General features: G+C 70.2%; 15 protein-coding genes and 1 pseudogene. 10 read left to right on the forward strand and 6 right to left on the reverse strand.

Translation table 11 applies throughout. The features are described from left to right. Positions 1 to 359: 359 nt before the first annotated feature. The 4 genes and pseudogenes from ON39_RS39230 to ON39_RS39245 all read right to left on the reverse strand — a co-directional run bounded on the left by ON39_RS39230 (position 360) and on the right by ON39_RS39245 (position 5,660). Entirely contained in the window at positions 360 to 1,358 is a 999-nt protein-coding gene (locus ON39_RS39230; RefSeq protein WP_040741824.1) for a TAXI family TRAP transporter solute-binding subunit, read from the reverse strand. A gap of 226 nt (positions 1,359 to 1,584) precedes the next feature. After that, a pseudogene (locus tag ON39_RS39235) lies at positions 1,585 to 2,579 on the reverse strand (TAXI family TRAP transporter solute-binding subunit). Then, positions 2,576 to 4,603 carry a TRAP transporter permease gene (locus ON39_RS39240; RefSeq protein WP_040741803.1) on the reverse strand — a complete coding sequence of 676 codons (2,028 nt, stop codon included), beginning with the start codon at positions 4,601 to 4,603 and terminating at the stop codon, positions 2,576 to 2,578. Before ON39_RS39240 ends, ON39_RS39235 begins: the two are co-directional and overlap by 4 nt. 79 nt (positions 4,604 to 4,682) lie before the next feature. Further along, on the reverse strand, positions 4,683 to 5,660 hold the full coding sequence (locus ON39_RS39245) for a helix-turn-helix transcriptional regulator (RefSeq protein ID WP_040741804.1): 978 nt from the start codon (positions 5,658 to 5,660) through the stop codon (positions 4,683 to 4,685). A 62-nt stretch (positions 5,661 to 5,722) separates the two neighbouring features. Here ON39_RS39245 and ON39_RS51330 point away from each other — a divergent pair, with 62 nt between their 5' ends. From ON39_RS51330 to ON39_RS39280, 8 genes are all read left to right on the forward strand, one after another. Next, a complete protein-coding gene (locus ON39_RS51330; RefSeq protein ID WP_306307561.1) occupies positions 5,723 to 6,331 on the forward strand; it encodes an excinuclease ABC subunit UvrA in 609 nt (202 codons plus the stop codon). A gap of 30 nt (positions 6,332 to 6,361) precedes the next feature. Then, complete coding sequence (locus ON39_RS39250; protein WP_306307562.1) at positions 6,362 to 8,008, forward strand: ATP-binding cassette domain-containing protein; 1,647 nt, start codon at positions 6,362 to 6,364, stop codon at positions 8,006 to 8,008. A 162-nt stretch (positions 8,009 to 8,170) separates the two neighbouring features. After that, complete coding sequence (locus ON39_RS39255; protein ID WP_040741805.1) at positions 8,171 to 9,346, forward strand: MFS transporter; 1,176 nt, start codon at positions 8,171 to 8,173, stop codon at positions 9,344 to 9,346. Between the two features lie 65 nt (positions 9,347 to 9,411). Beyond that, positions 9,412 to 10,299, forward strand: a complete 888-nt coding sequence (locus ON39_RS39260) for a glycoside hydrolase family protein (RefSeq protein ID WP_211336439.1) — start codon at positions 9,412 to 9,414, stop codon at positions 10,297 to 10,299. Positions 10,300 to 10,448: 149 nt separating this feature from the next. After that, a complete protein-coding gene (locus ON39_RS39265) occupies positions 10,449 to 11,861 on the forward strand; it encodes an L-fucose/L-arabinose isomerase family protein (RefSeq protein WP_040741808.1) in 1,413 nt (470 codons plus the stop codon). Further along, entirely contained in the window at positions 11,858 to 13,345 is a 1,488-nt protein-coding gene (locus ON39_RS39270) for an FGGY-family carbohydrate kinase (RefSeq protein ID WP_040741810.1), read from the forward strand. The genes ON39_RS39265 and ON39_RS39270 overlap by 4 nt, the downstream gene beginning before the upstream one ends. Positions 13,346 to 13,404: 59 nt before the next feature. After that, entirely contained in the window at positions 13,405 to 13,866 is a 462-nt protein-coding gene (locus ON39_RS39275; protein WP_040741812.1) for a thioredoxin family protein, read from the forward strand. A 17-nt stretch (positions 13,867 to 13,883) separates the two neighbouring features. After that, positions 13,884 to 14,903, forward strand: coding sequence for a glycoside hydrolase family 172 protein (locus tag ON39_RS39280; protein WP_040741814.1), 1,020 nt, complete (start codon positions 13,884 to 13,886; stop codon positions 14,901 to 14,903). On the opposite strand, the gene ON39_RS39285 is transcribed toward ON39_RS39280, so the two are convergent. Then, the gene (locus ON39_RS39285; RefSeq protein WP_040741816.1) at positions 14,870 to 15,373 is read right to left on the reverse strand and encodes a hypothetical protein; all 504 of its coding nucleotides are present in this window, start codon (positions 15,371 to 15,373) and stop codon (positions 14,870 to 14,872) included. The two genes, ON39_RS39280 and ON39_RS39285, sit on opposite strands and share 34 nt — an antisense overlap. 77 nt (positions 15,374 to 15,450) lie before the next feature. Here ON39_RS39285 and xylB point away from each other — a divergent pair, with 77 nt between their 5' ends. Then, positions 15,451 to 16,923 (forward strand): xylulokinase, encoded by a 1,473-nt coding sequence (xylB, locus tag ON39_RS39290; protein WP_051187676.1) that lies wholly within the window; start codon positions 15,451 to 15,453, stop codon positions 16,921 to 16,923. A gap of 15 nt (positions 16,924 to 16,938) precedes the next feature. Here the strand turns inward: xylB and ON39_RS39295 are convergent, their stop codons facing one another. Further along, positions 16,939 to 17,628 (reverse strand): GH25 family lysozyme, encoded by a 690-nt coding sequence (locus tag ON39_RS39295; protein WP_157195606.1) that lies wholly within the window; start codon positions 17,626 to 17,628, stop codon positions 16,939 to 16,941. 211 nt (positions 17,629 to 17,839) lie between these two features. Between ON39_RS39295 and ON39_RS39300 the strand changes: the two genes are divergently transcribed. After that, entirely contained in the window at positions 17,840 to 19,570 is a 1,731-nt protein-coding gene (locus ON39_RS39300) for an N-acyl-D-amino-acid deacylase family protein (RefSeq protein ID WP_040741818.1), read from the forward strand. Positions 19,571 to 19,587: the final 17 nt, after the last annotated feature.

The following is a 19,587-nucleotide window of genomic DNA, read 5'->3' on the forward strand; positions in this document are numbered from 1 at the left end:
CACCTAGCGGGTCTGACCCGATCGGTCGGTGAGGCAACTTATCCAGCTTAGCGCAACCATGTGCCCGACGTGAAATCGGGGTACCGGTCTTGCTAGTGTGAGCGTCAGGCGCTCCTCGTCCTACCTCGTTTCCCAGGCTCTCCGCTCAGCGTTTCCGCTGGGCTTCTCGGCTCCGGGTCGGTGTCCGTGTCGCTCTGACTTGAACTAAGTTACGCGGCGGACAACCCCACGTCAAATCGCCTGCGCAGCCCGAGAATTCGCAGGTCAAGCCCCCTGACATCGGCCCAGAAGCGGTCCGGGCCGCACGAATGTGACCCAGACCACCCGAACTTCATTTCGGCGACGCTCTGCGGACCCCGTCAGTTCTCCAACGCGTGCTGGGCCCCGCGGTGCAGCGGCACCGGATTCGTCTCCCGCGCGCTGTCGCGCACTATTCCCTTGGCCGCCGCGGCCGCCTGTTCCAGCTGCGGCTTCCGATCGAAGAGGGCCTTGGTCAATACACAGGCGACGTCAGCGTCGAGATTGTCGCGAACGAGCAAGACGTTCGGTACGACGATGGACGGCACGTCTTCCGGCAGCCCATAGACCGCGGCGGGGATGACGCCGAGCTCGTACACCGGATTCAGGATGCGCATACCCGGCAGCAGCTCCGACGTGTCGACAAAGCGGAACTTGTCCTTATAGGACGAGGAGAACAGCTCGGTGAGGCCCGGCGTCGGCAGACCGCCGGTGAAGAACAGCGCGTCGAGCGAGCCGTCCTTCATACCGGCGACGGCCTTGCCGAGGTCGAGGCGGTTGACCGCGATATCGCTGTCGGGGTTCAGCCCGCCCGCGCGCAGGAGCCGGCGCGCCAGCATCTCGGTGCCGGACTTCGGAGAACCGGTCGACACGCGCTTGCCGCGCAGCTCCGAGAGGGAGGTGATGCCGGAGTCGGCCCGCACGACCACCTCGGTATAGCTGGGGTACAGCCGCGCGAGCGCCTGGACCGGCTGCTTCTCGCCGTCGAAGGTGCCGATGCCGAGCACCGCGTCGGCCGCCGTGTCGGTCTGCGCGAACGCGACCTGATACTTACCGGCCACCAGCTGCTGGATGTTCTGGACGGAGGCCATCGTCTCCGCGGCCGTTGCGGTGACCCGCCCGTCGGTGGCCAGCGTGACCTGATCGGCGAACGCGTTGCCGAGCGCGGCGAACACACCGGTCGCGTTGCCGGTGGCGATCCCGAGCTTGGTCCCCTGTTTCACCTCGCAGGTGACCGGGGCGCCCGAGTCGGTGAGCGCTTCCTCGCGACTCTCCCCGCACCCCGTGACGAAACCCGCCGACACCGCAGCCACGGCGACCACTATCGCCACTCTTCTCATCTCGACCTCCCTGGCGTGAGCCGGGGCGACCACACCGGCCGACCCGCTCGTCCACCAACTCGACACCCACGCGGGCGACTCCACACGACCGATCATCGCCGCCGGACCGACCGGTCCGATCGCGATGCGCGACAAGGCGTGACGATAGCAACGTGCGGGCGTCAGCTACTGAAAAACGTTGGTATCCGGTCTATTTTCGCCGCCGCAGCAAAGAGGTAGCTCCCGCCTACTTCGTCAACGCGTGCTCGGCTCCACGATGCAGCGGAACCGGATCGGTCTTGCGGGCGTCCTCGCGGGTGATGCCCTTGGCGGCGGAATTGGCTTGTTCGAGTTGAGGTTTGCGGTCGAAGAGCGCCTTGGTGAGCACGCAGGCCAGGTCGGCGTCGAGGTCGTCGCGCACCAGCAGGACGTTCGGGACGACGATCGTCTTCGCGTCGGCGGGCAGTCCGTAGGTGGCGGCGGGGATGGTGCCGGCCTCGTAGACGGGGCTCACCTTGCGCATGGCGGGGAGCTGGTCGGTGAGGTCGAGGAAGCGGACCTTGTCCTTGGCCGTGGTGAACAGGTCGGTGGTGCCGGGGGTCGGCAGGCCGCCGGAGAAGAACATGGCGTCGATGGAGCCGTCCTTCATGCCGTCGACTGTCTTGGTGAGATCCAGGCGCTGGGCGGAGATGTCGCTGTCGGGGTTCAGGCCCGCGGATTGCAGCACGCGCTGGGCGATCACCTCGGTGCCGGACTTGGGCGAGCCGGTGGACACCCGCTTGCCGCGCAGGTCGGCGACGGAGTTGATGCCGGCGGCCGTGCGGACGACCACCTGGTGTAGTTGGGGTAGAGCCGTGAAAGCGCCTGTACGGGTTGCTTTTTGCCGTCGAAGCTGCCCGCGCCGAGCACGGCGTCGGCCGCGGTGTCGGCGAGCGAGAACGCCACCTGATAGGTGCCCGCGACGAGCTGCTGGATGTTCTGCACGGACGCGCCGGTCTCGGCGGCGGTCGCCTTCACCTTGCCGCCGGTGGCCTGGGAGATCTGGTCGGCGTACGAATTGCCCAGCGCGAAATAGACGCCGGTCGCGTTGCCGGTGGCGATGCCGACCCTGGTCTCCTGCTTCACCTCACACGTGATCGCGCCGCCCGCGTCGTGGTGCGGTGCGTCGCGCCGCCCGCCGCATCCGGTCAGCAGCCCGGCCGATACCGCGGCGACCGCGAAAACTACGGCGACTCTTCTCATGTCGTCGTCCTCCTTCGAGTGAGCAGAGTGATCCCGACGGCCGCGACGAGCGCGACCGCGCCGGCGACGAGCGCGCCGGTCTCTAGGTACAGCAGGAGCAGGCCGCCGATCGCGGCCAGCGCCCTGGCGACCGGCCGCGCCGGGCCGACCCCGAGGATCCAGCCGCCGGTGGCCACCGCGAGGGCGGCGACGCCGAGGCAGGCGACGGCCGTCGCCCCCAGGATGCCGAGCACGGGGCCGCGACCGAGCAGGTACTCGCCGGGTTCGGTGAGCACGAAGACGACCGGGACCAGGAACGCGGGCAGCGCGTATTTCAGCGCCTGCCACATGGTCGGGACCGTGCGGGCGCCGGTGACCGCGGCGGCGCCCACCGCGGCCAGCGCCGTCGGCGGCGTCACCTCCGAGAGCACCGAGTAGTAGAAGACGAACATCGCGGCCGCGGGCGGCGGCACGTCGAGCGCGAGGAGTGCGGGGCCGATGATGGCCCAGCCGATGATGAACGAGGCGGTCACCGGCACCGCGAGCCCGAGCAGCGCCAGCGCGATGGCGGCGAGCACGACGGTGCACGCGAGCACCACGGAGTGGTTGTCCGACAACGACTTCGCGGCACGCACCAGTAAGGCGGCCAGCTGCGCGCCGAGGCCGGTCTTGGTCGTCATGGCGGTGATCACGCCCGCCGAGGCGCAGACCGCGACCACCGGCAGCGCGGCGCGCACCCCGCTGCCGATCGCGTGGAACACCCGCCCTGGCGAGAACGCGGTCTCGCGGGTGCGCGGGTCGAGGAAGGCGAGCACGAAGGCCAGCGCGGTGGCGTAGACGACGGCCTTCGTCGCGCTGACGTCGATCAGCAGCAGCACGACGATGGCGATCAGCGACGAGAAGTGGTAGCCGAAGCGCAGCAGCAGCCACCACGCCGAAACACCGTCGGTCTCAACCGGTTTGGTGCCGAGCCGGCGCGCGTCGATCTCGACGGCGAGCAGGATGCCGAGGTAGTAGAGCAGGGTCGGGATCATCGCCCAGCCGAGCACCGTCACGTAGGAGACGTCGAGGTATTCGGCGACGATGAACGCCGCGACGCCGAGGGTCGGCGGCGAAAGGATCGCTCCCACACCGGCCGCCGCGAGCATCCCGCCCGCCTGCTCCGGCGGGTAGCCCGCCCGCTTCAGGATCGGCCAGGTGACCGCGCCGACGGTCACGGCGGTGGCGGTGCCCGAGCCGGACACGGTCCCGAGCAGGAAACCCGAAGCGACGGCGGTCCTTCCGGCGGCGCCGCGCGAGCGCCGGAACAGCGCCACCGAGAGGTCGACGAAGAACTGCGCCGCGCCGGAGAATTCGAGCACCGCGCCGTACAGCGTGAACAGCACGATGTAGGTGGCCGCGACATCCAGTGGGGTGCCATAGAATCCGCTGCCCGAGTTGTACAGCGCGTCGATGATCTGCCCGAAGTCCAAGCCCGCGTGCGCGATACTCCAGTCCTGCGGCAGGAACCCGCCGTAGTACCCGTACGCGACGAACACCAGGCAGACCGCGACGAGCACCCACCCGGTGGTACGCCGGCACGCCTCCAGAACGAGCACCAGCAGCACCGCGCCCATGCCGACGTCGACGGGGTCGAGCAGGCCCTGCCGATCCAGGAAGGCGTTGTACCCGCCGCCGCCGGAGCCGATCGTGAAGGGCAGCACCGGATACAGGCACACCACGACCGCGACAACGGCGAGCAACCAGTCGAAGACGCCCGGCCCGTCCGCCCGATCGAGGAATCGCACGCCGGATCGGTACGCCAGGAACACCAGCGGCAAGGTGGCCGCCAGGAACACCACCAGGTAGTACTGGCTCCCCTGCGGCAGCGGCCGAAAAACCTGCCACACCACCAGAATCGCGACCGCGAAGGCGGTGACCGCGACCACCCGCTCGGCCCAGCCGGTCAAGACCCGGGCGGGCTTCTCCTCATCGTCGACCTCCAGGAGTGAAGGCCGATCCTCCACGGGCGCTTCGGATATGTCCTCGCCCGTCGTGTTCGACATGGCGGAACGATAGCAACGCTCGAGCGGTCGTATACCGGTATTGAAAACAGGCGAACCGGACGCCGATCGGTCGCGCGAGTCAGCCGGGCCGCTCCGTATCCCCTGCCGCGCGTATCAGTTTGGCGCCGATGCCGCGCAGCATGCGCCGCATCTCCGGCGGCTCCTCGACCTCGAACTCGACGTCGAGGTGGGCGATCCGCACGGCGGTCCACTCGAGCGAGTCGGCGCTGGTACGGAGCAGGCAGCTGCGGTCATCGATCGGCTCGACCTCCTCCGGCCGCACGCGAAAGGTCTCGGCCAGCCGCTCCGCCGAGGTGTGCACGAGCAGCACCACGCTGCGCGGCGGCCGCGAGCGGGCCAGTTGCGCGGTGACGAAGGCTGCGGCGTCCTCGGCGGGCAATTGTCTTGGCGGGCAACGGACTCCGGTCGGGAACGGGGCGTCGATCCGGTCGAGGCGGAAGGTGCGCCAGTCGGCGCGGTCGATGTCCCAGGCGACCAGATACCAGCGGCGGCCCGCGGCGACGAGGCTGTGCGGCTCGGCGAACCGCTTGCTCTCCGCGTCGCTCTTGTCCCGGTAGCGGAACCGGATTCGCTCGCCGTCGCGGGCCGCGGCGGCCAGCACGACCAGGGTTTCCGGGTCGACGCGCGGTCCGGCGGCCGGGCCGCCCAGCGAGACGGTCGCCGAATCGACCGCGTCCACCCGGCCGCGCAGCCGCGCGGGCAGCACCTGCTGGAGTTTGACGAGGGCCCGGGCGGCCGACTCCTCGATGCCGGCCACCGCGCCCTGGGCGGCACTGCGCAGGCCGAGCGTGATCGCCACCGCCTCCTCGTCGTCGAGCAGCAGCGGCGGCAGGTCGGCGCCGGCCTCGAGGCGGTATCCGCCGACCGAGCCGAGGCTGGCGCGCACGGGGTACTCGAGCTCGCGGAGCCGATCGATGTCGCGGCGCACGGTCCGCACGGTGACGCCGAGCCGCTCGGCCAGCTCGGGGCCCGTCCATTCGCGGCGGGTCTGCAGGAGCGACAGCAGTTGGAGCAGTCGCGCGGCGGTCTCGGTCACCGTTTCAGTATGGCTGGCAATGAGGACCGAACCTGACCTCATTGCCGCATAGCGTGGGGATTGTGAATGCAGAGCGAGACACCATCCAGATCGTCGGCGCGCGCGAGAACAATCTGCGCAACATCTCGCTGGAGATCCCGAAGGGCAAGATCGTGGTCTTCACCGGGGTGTCCGGCTCCGGCAAGTCGTCGATCGTCTTCGGCACCGTCGCGGTCGAGTCGCAGCGCCAGCTCAACGAGACCTACACCTGGTTCATCCGCAACCGGCTGCCGAAGTACGAGCGGCCCGAGGCCGACGCGATCGACAACCTGGCCCCCGCCGTGGTGGTCGACCAGCGCCCGATCGGCGGTAACTCGCGCTCCACCGTCGGCACCATGACCGATATCCAGTCGATCATCCGGGTGCTGTTCTCCCGGCACAGCGAGCCGAGTGCCGGTGAGGCGACGAACTACTCGTTCAACGACCCGCTGGGCATGTGCCCGGAGTGCGGCGGGCTCGGCCACGTGGTGCGGCCGGACCTGGACAAGCTGCTCGACATGGACAGGTCGCTGAACGAGGGCGCGATCACCTTCGCGCCCTTCGCCATCGGCACCTTTCAGTGGCAGCTCTACGCCCAATCCGGACTGTTCGATCCGGACAAGCCGTTGCGCGAGTTCAGCGCGGAGGAGTGACAGCTGTTCCTGCGCGGCAACGGGTTTCGGGTGCCGCGGCCGAACAAGACCGGAGGGGTCGGCAGCAATGCCTACGAGGGACTGCTCGAGCGCTTCGATCGGCTCTACATCAAACGCGACCTCGATTCGCTGTCGGACAAGAATCGGGCGGCCGCACGGGAGGTGGTCACCGAGGAGGTCTGCCCGGCCTGCGGCGGCGCGCGATTGAACGCGGCCGCGCTGGCCAGCCGGATCGACGGGCTCGGTATCGCCGACTACGGCAGGCTCGAGGTGACGGATCTGATCGAGGTGCTGGCCGCCATCGACGATCCGATGGCCGAGACGATCGCGGGCGCGGCCATCGCGCGGCTGCGCCGGATCGAGGAGGTGGGCCTCGGCTACCTGTCGCTGGACCGGGAGACCTCCTCGCTGTCGGGCGGGGAGGCGCAGCGGCTCAAGGTAGTTCGCCATCTCGGTTCAAGCCTGACCGGCATGACCTACATCTTCGACGAGCCGAGCGTCGGCATGCACCCGCGCGACGTCGGCAGGCTGAACAACCTGCTGATCCAGCTGCGCGACAAGGGAAATACGGTGCTGGTGGTCGAGCACTCCCCCGACGTGATCGCCATCGCCGACCAGGTTGTGGACATGGGGCCCGGCGCGGGGTCGCACGGCGGTCAGGTCGAGTTCCAGGGCTCGGTCGAAAAGCTGCGCGCCTCGGGCACTTTGACCGGCGAGCGGTTGCGCCGGGTGCAACCGGTGAAGGAGCGGACGCGCACGCCGACCGGGTGGCTGACGGTGGCCGACGTTCGGCTGCACAACCTGAAGAACGTCACGGCGCGGTTCCCGACCGGGGTGCTCACCGCCATCACCGGCGTCGCGGGGTCGGGCAAGAGCACGCTGGTCTCCGGGGCGTTCCTCGCGGCGCATCCGGAGGCGATCGCGGTGAGCCAGGCGGCGATTCACGCGTCGCGCCGCTCCAGCCCGGCCACCTACATCGGGATCATGGACCCGATGCGGCAGCTGTTCGCCAGGGAGCACGGCGTGAAACCGGGGCTGTTCAGCTTCAACTCCGAGGGCGCGTGCGCCGAATGCGGCGGCGCGGGCGTCATATTCACCGACCTGGCGTACATGGACCCGATCACTACCGTGTGCCAGACCTGTCACGGCAGGCGGTTCCGGCCCGAGGTGCTGCACTACACGGTGCGCGGGGCGTCCATCGCCGACGTGCTCGACATGACCGCCGAGCAGGCCCTGGACTTCTGGGACGGGCACGCCGACAACAAGATTCGCAAGCCGCTGCGCTCGTTGAACGAGGTGGGCCTGGGCTACCTGACCCTGGGCCGTTCGCTCAGCTCGCTGTCCGGCGGCGAGCGCCAGCGCATCAAACTGGCCGATCACCTGTATCGCAGCGGCGGCGTGTTCGTCCTGGACGAGCCGACCACGGGCCTGCACATGGCCGACGTGGACACGTTGATTGCCCAGCTGGACCGCTTGGTCGACGCGGGCAACACGGTGATCGTCATCGAGCACGACCTGGACGTGGTCAAACGGGCGGACTGGGTGATCGATCTCGGCCCCGACGGCGGCAAGCACGGCGGCGAGATCGTGTTCACCGGAACGCCCGCCGCGCTGCTGGCGGACGAGCGCTCGATCACCGCGGACTACCTGCGCCGCAGCCTGACCGACGCGGCGTAGAGCGGGTCGCCGACCTGGCCTGCCGTGGGGCAGCCAGTTCGGCGTGCATCCTCCTGTCGGCACACAGCCGGCGGCCCGCACCGCCGTGCGTAAAGATGTTGCCTCCCTCTCCCTTTCGTGGTTCGCTAGCGGATTCGTGTCGGGTGAGAGGAGTGCGCCGGGGTGTCGACGCTGACTTCGGGCAAGTCCGCCGACGTACGGTCCGCGCTGTGGTCGGTGCGGCTGACGTTCCTGCTCAGCGGGGCGCTGTTCGCGACATGGGTCGCGCGCACGCCGACCATCAAGGAACAGCTCGGGCTGGACGAGGCCGGGCTGGCCACGGCCTTCGCGGGCATGAACGTCGGGGCGGTGCTCGGGCTGCAGCTCGGGAAGTTCGTCACGCTGCGGTTCGGCAGCCGCGCGACGCTGCGGGTCGCGGTGCCGCTGTTCGCGGTCTCGCTGTCCGGCCTGCTCGTGGCGGGGAATCTGGCCGGACTGACGGCCGCGCTGTGCACCTTCGCGGTGATCAACAGCGTCGTGGACGTCGCGATGAACGCGCACGGCGTCGCGGTGGAGAAGGCGAGCGAGCGGCCGCTGCTGTCGGGCATCCACGCCTGCTTCAGCCTCGGCATGATCGGCGGATCGCTGGTCGGGGCGGCGGTCGAGCGGGCGCACATCGCGCTTCCGACGCACTTCGCCGCGGTCAGCGTGGTCGTCGCCGTCGCGGCCGTCCTCGGCGGGCGCGGCATGCTGCCGTCGTCCATCGATCGCATGGTGCCGGGCGCGGAGGTCTCCTCCGGCGGTGCGCGGCGGTGGCCGGCCCGGCTGATCGTGCTGGGTCTGCTGGCGTTCTGCGTGGCCTTGGCCGAGGGCGCGGCCAACGACTGGACCGCGGTCTATCTGCACGAGGAGACGCACGCGAGCACGACCGTGGCCGCGGTCGGGTTCGCGCTGTTCGCGGGGTCGATGTTCGCCGGGCGGCTCCTCGGTGACCGCCTCGTCACCTGGTTCGGCCCGGTGCGGCCGTTCGTGCTCGGCACCGTCGCGGCCGGGCTCGGTCTGGGGGTCGCCCTGCTGACCGGGGGCACGCTTCCGGCGTTGCTCGGCGTGGCGGTGTTCGGCTTCGGCATCTCGTTCACGCTGCCGCTGGCCTTCGCCGCGAGCGGCACCGTGCCGGGCGTGCCGACGGCCCGCGCTATCGCCAACGTGTCCTTCATCGGCTACCTCGGCTTCTTCACCGGTCCCGTGCTGATCGGCTTCGTCGCCCAAAACCACGGGCTCACCGTCGGACTCGCGGTTCCGGTGCTGTTCGTGCTGCTGGCCGCCGCCGGGTCGGGAGCGCTGCGGCCACGGCCGTGACCCGATACCGCATCGGTGCGGGTTTTCGGCGGCGCGGGCGGGGCGATCGCGAGGATGATGGGGGTATGGCGATGCGCGAGGTGGTGTGTGCGGGCGCCTTCGTACGGATCTACGACCCGGGCGCCGACGAGCCGGAGGCGTGGTACATCAACGACCACACCATCGTCCGGGACACGGACGGACGGTGGCACCTGTTCGGCATCACGCACCAGGAACCCCCCGACCCGTTCAACGAGATCGAGTTCGCGCACGCGACCGCGGACGAACTGCTCGGGCCATGGACGAAGCAGCCGCCCGCGCTGCGCGTCGACCCCGACTACGGGGAGACCCATATCTGGGCGCCTTTCGTCGTCACGGCCGACGGGCGCTACTACATGTTCTACGCGGGCGGCGGGGAGGATCGCACCGCCGCCGCCATCAACCTGGCCACCTCGACCGACATGTTCCATTGGGAGCGTAGGTGTTCCGGCCCGCTGTTCCGCGACGGCTACGACGCCCGCGATCCCATGGTCGCCAGGGTCGGCGACCAGTGGGTGATGTATTACTGCGCCACCAGCGATCCCGCGGGCGGCAACCACGTCGTCGCGTACCGCACCAGCACCGATCTCGAGCACTGGGGCGACCGGCACATCGCCTACACCGACCCGACCGTCGGCACCGAGGCGGGAAACACCGAGTCCCCCTTCGTCGTTCAGGTCGACGGCTGGTGGTATCTGTTCATCGGCCCGCGCCCGGACTACGTCGGCACCGACGTGTTCCGCAGCGACAACCCGTTCTGCTTCCGCATCGGGAACAAGGTGGGCCACATCGCCTCCCACGCGGCCGAACTCGTGCACGACGACATCCGCTGGTGGATCACCGCCGCCGGGTGGGGCCAGGGCGGCGTGTATCTCGCACCGCTCACCTTCCCGCATCACCGCGACTCGGCCGCGGCCAAGGCCGTGCCCCGGTGACACGTCGTCCCGGTGCCGGGTAGCGGCCGAATCCGGCGGCGGCGCACGCCCGGTCGGCCGATTTGCCGAAACTGCCCAAAGGGCGTGTTCTGCCTGGTATTTCTTGAGATGACCGTCTATCCGACCATCCATCCGCGCGGAGGACCGGCATGGCTCGCATCGGAGTTGTCAGCATGTCCGACGGGCGCGACTATGTGCACTCGGGCATCGCGGAGTTCATCAGGACGACCGAGGACCATCTGGTCGCGGCGTTGGAGCAGGCCGGGCACGAGGTGGTGCGCGGCGCGGAGCCGATCAGCGACAACGCGCTGGCGAGCTCGGTGCCGCGGGCGGTGGCCGCCGCGGAGGTCGATCTCACCGTATTCCATTACGCCGTCTGGGCTTTCCCGCACTTCACCATGCTGGCCGCCGGTGCGACGCCCGGTCCGCTGCTGCTGCTGTCGAACATCGACCCGGTCCAGCCCGGCATGGTGGGCATGCTCGCCGCGGGCGGCGCGCTGGATCAGATCGGGCGCACCCACGCCCGATTGTGGGGCGACCCGGCCGATTCCGCGCTCATCGAGGCGATCGGCGTGCGCGCCCGCGCCGCCGCGGCGGTGGCGAGCCTGCGCGGCAGCACCTTCGGCCGCTTCGGCGGGCGGCCGATGGGCATGAACACCGCGGTCGCCAATACCGATCAGTGGCAACGGATCTTCGGCATCGACGTCGAGGAGATCGATCAGTGGGAGATCGTGCGGCGCGCCGAACTGGCCGACGCCGGTGAGGCCAAGGCGGCCCGCGAGTGGCTGGAGCGCCACGCGGCCGGCGTGCACTACGACGGGGCGAAGCTGACGCCGGAAATCCTGGAGCGCCAGATCCGTTCGTACCTGGCGGTGCGCGAGCTGATCGCCGAGTGGCGGCTCGACTTCTCGGGCATCAAGGGGCAGCCGGAGCTCACCCAGTACTTCGCCACGATGGACATCACCGAGGCCTTCCTCAACGATCCGTACGACTGGAACGGACCTAAGCAGACCCACGTGTGCGCCACGGAGGCGGACATGGACGGCGCGCTCACCATGCAGCTGCTCAAGCAGATCGCCGGTACCCCGGTGCTTTTCGCGGATGTGCGGCACTACCACGCCGACCGCGACATCTGGGATCTGTGCAACTCGGGCCAGCACGCGACGTGGTTCGCCGCCCGCAGCGCCGACCCGGCCGAGAACCTCGCGAAGGTGCACCTGTATCCGGAGGTGTTCTTCTTCCCGGCCGGCGGCGCGTCGGTGCACCACCTCGCCGCGCCGGGCGGCATGACGCTGGCCCGCCTCACCCGCAAGGACGGCGACTACCGGATGCAGTTGATGCTGGGCGACTTCGAGACCTACGACGATCAGACCAACGAGGCGCTGATGAAGCAGTCCACCTGGGAGTGGCCGCACGCGTTCGCCCGCCTCGACGCCAAGGCCGAGGATTTCCTGTCCCGCTTCGGCGCCAATCACATTCACGCGGTGCCCGGCGACCATCGCCCCGCGCTGCGGACGGCGTGTGAGCTCCTCGGGGTCACCGTCGACGAGTTCGTCCGGTGACGAGGTTCCTCGGCGTAGACATCGGCACCGCCAGCTCGAAGGGCGTGCTGACCGACGAGCACGGCACCGTCCTCGCCAGATCCGAACGCGCCCACGGTGTTTCGACGCCGCGGCCGGGCTGGGTCGAGCACGACGCGGAGCGGGTGTGGTGGGCGGACTTCACCGCGATCATCGGTGATCTGCTCGCCGCGGCCGACGGCGCCGCGCTCGACGGCCTCGCGGTCTCCGGCATCGGGCCGTGCCTGCTGCCTGCCGACGCCGACGGCCGCCCGCTGCGGCCCGCCATCCTCTACGGCGTCGACACCAGGGCGACCGCCGAGATCGCCGAGCTGGAAGCCGAATTCGGCGCGCCGGCCGTGCTCGAGCGCGCCGGGTCGCCGCTCACCAGTCAGGCCGTCGGGCCGAAGCTGCGCTGGCTGGCCCGGCACGAGCCGGAGGTCGCTGCGCGGACCAGCATGCTGCTGATGGCGAGTTCCTTTCTGGTGCACCGGCTCACCGGCCGCTACGTGCTCGACCATCAGTCGGCCAGTCAGTGCGTCCCGATGTACAACCTGCTGCGCCGCGAATGGGCTTTGGACTGGGCCGAGTTGGTGGCGCCCGGCCTGCGGCTGCCGGAGCTGGCCTGGCCGACCGAGGTGATCGGGCGGGTGTCCGCGGCGGCCGCGGCGAGTACCGGCCTGCCCGTTGGCCTTCCGGTCACCACCGGCACCATCGACGCCTGGGCCGAGGCCGCCAGCGTCGGCGTCCGCGCGCCCGGCGACGCGATGGTCATGTACGGCACGACCATGTTCCTCGTCCAGGTGCTGAGCGACCCGCGCCCGCACGCCGGACTGTGGGGAACGTGCGGAACCTGGCCGGGCACATACACTCTCGCAGCGGGCATGGCTACCTCGGGCGCGGTGACCGAGTGGCTGCGCAGCCTGGTCGGCGCCGACTTCGCCGAGCTCGTCGCGGAGGCCGCGCCGGTGCCCGCGGGCAGCCGGGGACTGCTGGTCCTGCCGTATTTCGCCGGGGAGCGCACGCCGCTGTTCGATCCGGACGCGCGGGGCATCGTCGCGGGCCTGACCCTCGCCCACGGCCGCGCCGAGCTGTACCGCGCCGTGCTGGAGGGCATCGCCTACGGCGTACGGCACAACCTGGTGGCCATGACCGAGGCGGGCGGGCGCGCGGGCCGGCTCGTCGCGGTCGGCGGCGGGACCAAGGGCGGCCTGTGGACGCAGATCGTCTCGGACGTGACCGGCCTGCCGCAGCAACTGCCGGCGGAGACGATCGGCGCGTGCCTCGGCGACGCCCTGCTGGCGGCCGAGGCCGCGGGGGTCGACACCACGCGCTGGAACCCGATCGTTGCCACTGTGGAACCCCAACCGGAACGCACCGAAGAATACAATCGCTATTACCAGCACTACCGCGATCTGTATGAATGCAGCACTGCTATCACACATTTCCTGGCGAGCGAGCAACACCGCAAGGGGGCGTTCTCCTGAGCCGAGCCAACCGTGCAAGGATGCAGGGTTGCTCTGTCGGATATCTACCCGAGGATCCCATGCCCACTGTCACCCTGACCCCGCAGAACTACGACGCCGTGATCGCCCGCCACCCCATCGTGCTCGTGGAGTGGTGGGCGGACTGGTGCGGCTGGTGCACCCGTTTCGCTCCGGTCTACGAGTCGTCGGCGGAGCGGCACACCGACATCGTGCACGGCACCGTCGACGCGGTGGCGGAGGAGGAGATGAAGATCAGGGCCGAGATCAGCGCGTTCCCGACCCTGATGGCGTATCGGGAGGGCCTGCTGGTCTTCAACGAGGCGGGCTTCCTCGCCCCCGAGGCGCTCGAAGAGCTGGTACAGAACATCCGCTGGATGGACATGGACAAACTGCGCCGGGAGGTGGCCGAGCAGATGCCGTACGACCCGAACGGCGCGGCCGCAGGCGCCGGGCCGGGGGCGGGCTCCCGGCAGGCCGGACTCGCGGCGATCCCCAATAGATATGGCTGGCCCGGCCTGTAAAGCTAGGAGGCGCCCCGATGGAACTATGGCAGCTGGACAACACGCGAACGCGGTCCATCAGCGCCGAGAACCCGACGGGCGCACCGGGCGCGGGCGGTCGCGCGACCACCGGCACCGGCGCACACGCGGCGCGGTACCTCGGCGTCGGGTGGAAGGTCTCGCCCTCGATCCTGGTGTCCGACGGTGAAACCGCCACGCTGGCAGACATTTCCGGCCCGGGGATGGTGCGCCATCTGTGGCTGACCACCGATCGCTCCGCCCTGCGCGACATCACGCTGCGTATGTACTGGGACGACGCACCGGAACCCGCGATCGAGGTGCCGCTGGGCGACTTCTTCTGCAACGGCTGGGACGTACTCGCCCTGGTGAACTCGCAGATGGTCCTCGTGAACCCGGCGGGCGGCCTGAACAGCTACTGGCCCATGCCATTTCGCTGCCACGCCCGCATCACCCTCGAAAACGCTTGCGGCCATACGGTTCCGGTGTACTACCAGGTCACCTACACCGAGGAGGACGTGCCCGACGACGCGGGCTACCTGCACGCCCGGTGGTCACGCCGAAACCCGCTCGGCCATCCCGCCATTCACACCGTCCTGGACACCGTGCCCGGGCCGGGGCGTTATGTCGGCACCTACCTCGCGATTCAACCCAACGCCCCGGGCTGGTGGGGCGAGGGCGAGTTCAAGTTCTTCCTCGACGGCGACACCGACTTCCCCACCATCTGCGGCACGGGCACCGAGGACTACTTCGGCGGCGCGTGGAATTTCGACATCGACGGCCGGTATCGCACGTATTCCACGCCGTACCTGGGCTTTCCGCAGGCGCTGCCGCCCGGCGAGATCTACCAGCCGGAGCAGCGATTCGGCATGTACCGCTGGCATGTGCCCGACCCCATCTGTTTCGAGCGCGAGCTGCGGGTCACCGTGCAGGCGCTCGGCTGGCAGGACGCGGAGACCTATCTGCCGCTGGAGAACGCGGACATCGCCGCCACCGCGTGGTGGTATCAGGCCGACTCGTCCGGGTCCGCCGACAGCTGATCGAGGTCCATGGCGAGCAGCTCGTCGGCGCGGGCCATCGCGTCGTCCATGCTCGCCTGGATGCCGTCCAGCACGGACACGCCGTCGAGCAGATCCTCGAAATCGGCGAGCACGGACTGCACCTCGGCGACGGCGGGATCGACGCGATACCAGGCGACGGCGTCGCGCCACCACCGGTCTTCGTCCACCCACCCCCACATGACGTCGCGCACCAGGCGCGCGTCGGAGGTGTAGACCTGGAAGCGCTCGTCGGAGTCGTCGCCGCGGTGCTCGATCTCGTAGACGCCGTCCGGCAGCAGGCGGGTCTGGATGTAGGCGTGCTCGCCGCGGTTGAGCACGATGAACGGGCACTCCGGGTCGGGCGGCTCGTGCAGGAGTTCGGTCAGCACGTCGTCGGTCAGCTCCGGCACCGGCGTTCCGTCACCGGTCCGGACGTGCACGTCGGCGGGGCGGTCCGGGTCGTCGATCACCGGGCCAGTGTGCCCGATCCGCCCGGCGAATACCCGAAATGTTTCGTGCGAGGGCCTTTCGGGTGCAAGGTGGACTCATGTGTGCGGCGAAGGTGGCCGGGGTGGACAGCTCCACCCAGTCCTGCAAGGTGGTGGTCTGCGACGCGGAGACCGGCGAGCTGCTGCACCAGGCGAGCGCACCGCATCCGGACGGCACCGAGGTCTCGCCCCATGCCTGGTGGGAGGCGTTGTGCGCGGCGGGGTCGGGGTTGCTCGAGCAGGTCGACGCGGTCGCGGTGGCCGGGCAGCAGCACGGCTTGGTCGCGCTCGATGCCGAGGGCCGGCCGGTGCGCGACGCGCTGCTGTGGAACGACGTCCGCTCCGCGGCGGCCGCCGACGAGCTGATCCTAGAGCTGGGCGGCGCGCGGGCATGGGCCGACGCCGTCGGCAGCGTCCCGCTGGCCGCGTTCACGGTGACCAAGCTGCGCTGGCTGGCCGATCACGAGCCCGAGCGGGCCGACCGCACCGCGCGGGTCATGCTGCCGCACGACTACCTGACCTGGCGGCTGCGCGGCGGCGGCCCCGACGATCCCGCGCTGGAGCCGACGACCGACCGCGGCGACGCCTCGGGCACCGGCTACTGGTCGCCCGCCGACTGCGACTACCGTAAAGACCTGCTGGCCTTGGGTTTTCGCGGCCGCACGCCGGAGGTGCCCAGGGTGCTCGCGCCCGCCGAGGCCGCCGGGCGCACGCCGTCCGGTGTGCTCGTCGCCGCGGGCACGGGCGACAACGCCGGTGCCGCACTGGGTCTCGGCCTCGGCGACGGCGACGTGGTGGTCTCCCTCGGCACCAGCGGCACCGTCTTCGCCCGCACGGCCGCGCCGAGCGCCGACGCCAGCGGCGCGGTAGCCGGATTCGCCGATGCGACAGGGGCCTTCCTGCCGCTGGTGTGCACGCTCAACGCCGCGCGCGTGCTGCGGTACGCCGCCGACCTGCTCGGCGTCGACCTGGCCACCCTGGAAACCCTTGCCGCGCAGGCTCCGCCGGGCGCCGACGGGCTCGTCCTGCTGCCTTACCTGTCCGGCGAGCGCACGCCGAACCTGCCGCACGCCACCGGCAGCCTGCACGGGCTGCGTCCGGAGACCATGCGTCCCAGCCATATTGCCCGCGCCGCCTTCGAGGGCATGCTCTGCAATATGGCCGAGGCGCTCGATCATCTCCGCTCACGCGGCACGGGTGTGCGCCGGGTTCTGTTGATCGGCGGGGCCGCCCGCTCGGGGCTGGTCGCCGAGATCGCCGCGCAGATCTTCGGCGTGCCCGTCACCGTCCCGCAGCCGAACGAGTATGTCGCGCTCGGCGCGGCCCGGCAGGCCGCGTGGGCGCTCAGTGGCGCGGCGCAGCCGCCGGACTGGCCGGCGCGCACCGTCGCCGAGATTCCCGCGCCGGACTCCCCCGCCCTCGGCGGTCGGATCCGGGCGCGCTACCAGCAGGTGCACGGTGATCTCTACGGCGACGCCGGCCCCGTGGTCGCCGCTCCGACGCCGAGGCGGCGCTGGCGGCGTCGGGGTTGATCGATACCGTTGCGGTCAGGCCCCATTCGGGACGGCGAACTGCTCGAGGGCGGCCTCGTCACCGTTCAACCGGTCCGAGCCCTTCGCCCCGGCGGCCGCGTAGCGCCAGAGCGCGTAAGACTTCCAGCCCGCGGGCAGCGGGCCGGTGGACTTACCGGGGTGCAGGATCCACAGGGGGTTCACGGCGCCGAAGTCCACGGAGTCGTCGGTGCACGTCTTCCACCACGCGGAGGTGGTCGCGATGACCGGCGCCCGCGTGGTCCGCGTGCGGTAGGTGTTGCTGAACTCCTTCAGCCACGCGACCATCGCCGCGGGCTCGAGGCCGTCGCACTTCGACTTCTCTTGCAGCACGATCGCTCCCGGCAACGTGCGCCCGTCCTCCGCCTTCCAGGCGCCGCCGTGGTCGACGAAGAAGTTGGCCTGATCCATGCCCCTGCTCGCGCCGGGCGCGGCGACGTGATACGCGCCGTGGTACAGGCCAGCGGTGGTCGCGCCGAGCGTCAGCCGGTCGAAGGCCGAGTTGACGCCGCTCTTGCCCTGGGTCGCCTCGAGGTAGGCGAACGCGCCGCCTTTGGCGTGCCCGCTGACCCAGTCGACGGTGCCGTCCGAGACGTCGACGCCCTCGATCTCGCTGTCCGCCCGCGCCGCGCTCGCGGGCAGCAGCCCCAGCAGCACGAGGGCACAGCAGGTTGCCAGGGTGGTCATCCGAGCCGGCCTGACGCGCATGCACGTTCCCCAATCTCTGTGTGTGTGCCGCGACGGCGGGTGCGGTCGCGGGGCGATCCGTCTTCGTATTCGTTCCCGCGAACGATCTGGATGGCAAACAACGGCACTTCGGTCGATTTCGATCCCCTGACCTCGGAGACCGGCCCGTGCGACGATGTATTCATAACCGGGAGTACCGGATACCGGTGGCATGGAGGCGCAGATGTACGACGTGGTGATTCGCGGCGGGTCGGTGTTCGACGGCGCGGGGTCGCCGCCGCGCGCGGCCGATGTCGGCGTCCGAGACGGCAAAGTCGTCGCGATCAGCGCCGAGCCGCTGCCGACGGGCACGCGGAGCATCGACGCGACGGGTAAGTGGGTCATGCCGGGCCTGCTCGACGTGCACACCCACTACGACGCCGAGGTGCTCGGCAATCCGGGGCTCGGCGAGTCGGTGCGGCACGGCGTCACCTCCGTGGTCATCGGGAACTGCTCGCTGTCCACGGTGTATGCCGAGGCCGACGACTGCGCCGACATGTTCGCCCGGGTGGAGGCGCTGCCCTGGGACGCGGTGCACTCGGCGGTGAAGGAGCATCGGGACTGGGACGGGCCCCGGACCTATGCACAGTCGCTGGCCGCGCGCCCGCTCGGCGCGAACGTGGCCGCGCTGTTGGGCCATTCGGACATCCGGGTGGCCGTCATGGGGCTGGGCCGGGCGGTCGATCCGCGGGTGCGGCCCACCGCCGACGAGCTGAATCGCATGCGGCGCATGCTGACCGACGCGCTCGACGCCGGGTTCCTCGGGCTGTCCACCATCCGCAGCTCGTTCTCGAAGCTGGCGGGCGAGCGCTTCCCGAGCAGGCAGCTGCCCTCGACCTACGCCGATTGGCGCGAGTACTCGGCGCTGAACGACATTCTGCGGCAACGGAATCGGATCCACCAGAGCACGCCGAACCTTACCTCCCGGCTGGAGATCGCGCGCTACTTCGCGCAGAGCGCCGGGCGAGTGCGCAAGCCGCTCAAGACAACCCTGATCGCGGGCATGGACGTGAAGGCCGATCGCACCACGGCGCGCGCGGCGATCACCGCGGCCTGGATCGCGAACAAGCTGGGCGGGGCGGCTTTTCGGTGGCAGCACCTGCCGGTGCCGTTCGAGGTCTACGCCGACGGGGTCGACCTGGTCGTCTTCGAGGAGTTCGGCTCCGGCGTCGCGGCGCTCAACATTCGCGACGTGCTCGCGCGCGGGGAACTGCTGGCCGACGAGTCTTATCGCAGGCAGTTCCGCAAGGATCTCGCGAAGAAATACGGTCCTCGAGTGTGGCATCGGGACCTGTACGACGCCGAGATCGTCGCCTGCCCCGAGGCCGAGGTGGTCGGCAAGTCGTTCGGCGCGGTGGCCGACGAGCGCGGCATCCACCCCGCCGACGCGCTGCTCGATCTCGCCGTCGCGCACGGGTCGCGGCTGCGCTGGCGCACGGTGATCGCCAACGACCGCGACGACGTGCTCGACCGACTCCAGCGCTCCCCCAACGTGCAGGTCGGTTTCGCCGATTCCGGTGCGCACCTGCGCAATATGGCCTTCTACAACTTCGGCCTGCGCATGCTGGAGCGGGCGCATCGGCGCGCGTTCATGCCGATCGAGGCGGCGGTGCACCGGCTGACCGGCGAGCTCGCCGACTGGTACGGCCTGGACGTCGGCCGCCTGAGTGAGGGCGCCCGCGCCGACATCGCGGTCATCGATCCGGCCGGCTTCGACGGCTCCGGCGCCGCCTACGCCGAGGCCCCGTTCCCCGGCCTCGCCGGGCTGAACCGGATGGTCAACCGCAACGACCGGGCCGTGGCGGCCACCGTGGTCGGCGGGCACGTGGTCTACGAGTACGGCGTCTTCGCGCCCGGCTTCGGCAGCACACTGCACGCGGGAACGTTCCTCACGCCGCGATAGTCAACGCGACACGCCGG

The organism is Nocardia tenerifensis NBRC 101015 (assembly GCF_000308715.1).
GTDB lineage: Bacteria > Actinomycetota > Actinomycetes > Mycobacteriales > Mycobacteriaceae > Nocardia > Nocardia tenerifensis.

Bases quoted from the DNA above. Each gene is read 5' to 3' on its own strand.
- ON39_RS39260 (WP_211336439.1), top strand. From the start codon at position 9,412: ATGGCGATGCGCGAGGTGGTGTGTGCGGGCGCCTTCGTACGGATCTAC.
- xylB (WP_051187676.1), top strand. From the start codon at position 15,451: ATGTGTGCGGCGAAGGTGGCCGGGGTGGACAGCTCCACCCAGTCCTGC.
- ON39_RS39280 (WP_040741814.1), top strand. From the start codon at position 13,884: ATGGAACTATGGCAGCTGGACAACACGCGAACGCGGTCCATCAGCGCC.
- ON39_RS39275 (WP_040741812.1), top strand. From the start codon at position 13,405: ATGCCCACTGTCACCCTGACCCCGCAGAACTACGACGCCGTGATCGCC.
- ON39_RS39295 (WP_157195606.1), bottom strand. From the start codon at position 17,628: ATGACCACCCTGGCAACCTGCTGTGCCCTCGTGCTGCTGGGGCTGCTG.
- ON39_RS39300 (WP_040741818.1), top strand. From the start codon at position 17,840: ATGGAGGCGCAGATGTACGACGTGGTGATTCGCGGCGGGTCGGTGTTC.
- ON39_RS39240 (WP_040741803.1), bottom strand. From the start codon at position 4,603: ATGTCGAACACGACGGGCGAGGACATATCCGAAGCGCCCGTGGAGGAT.
- ON39_RS39265 (WP_040741808.1), top strand. From the start codon at position 10,449: ATGGCTCGCATCGGAGTTGTCAGCATGTCCGACGGGCGCGACTATGTG.
- ON39_RS39230 (WP_040741824.1), bottom strand. From the start codon at position 1,358: ATGAGAAGAGTGGCGATAGTGGTCGCCGTGGCTGCGGTGTCGGCGGGT.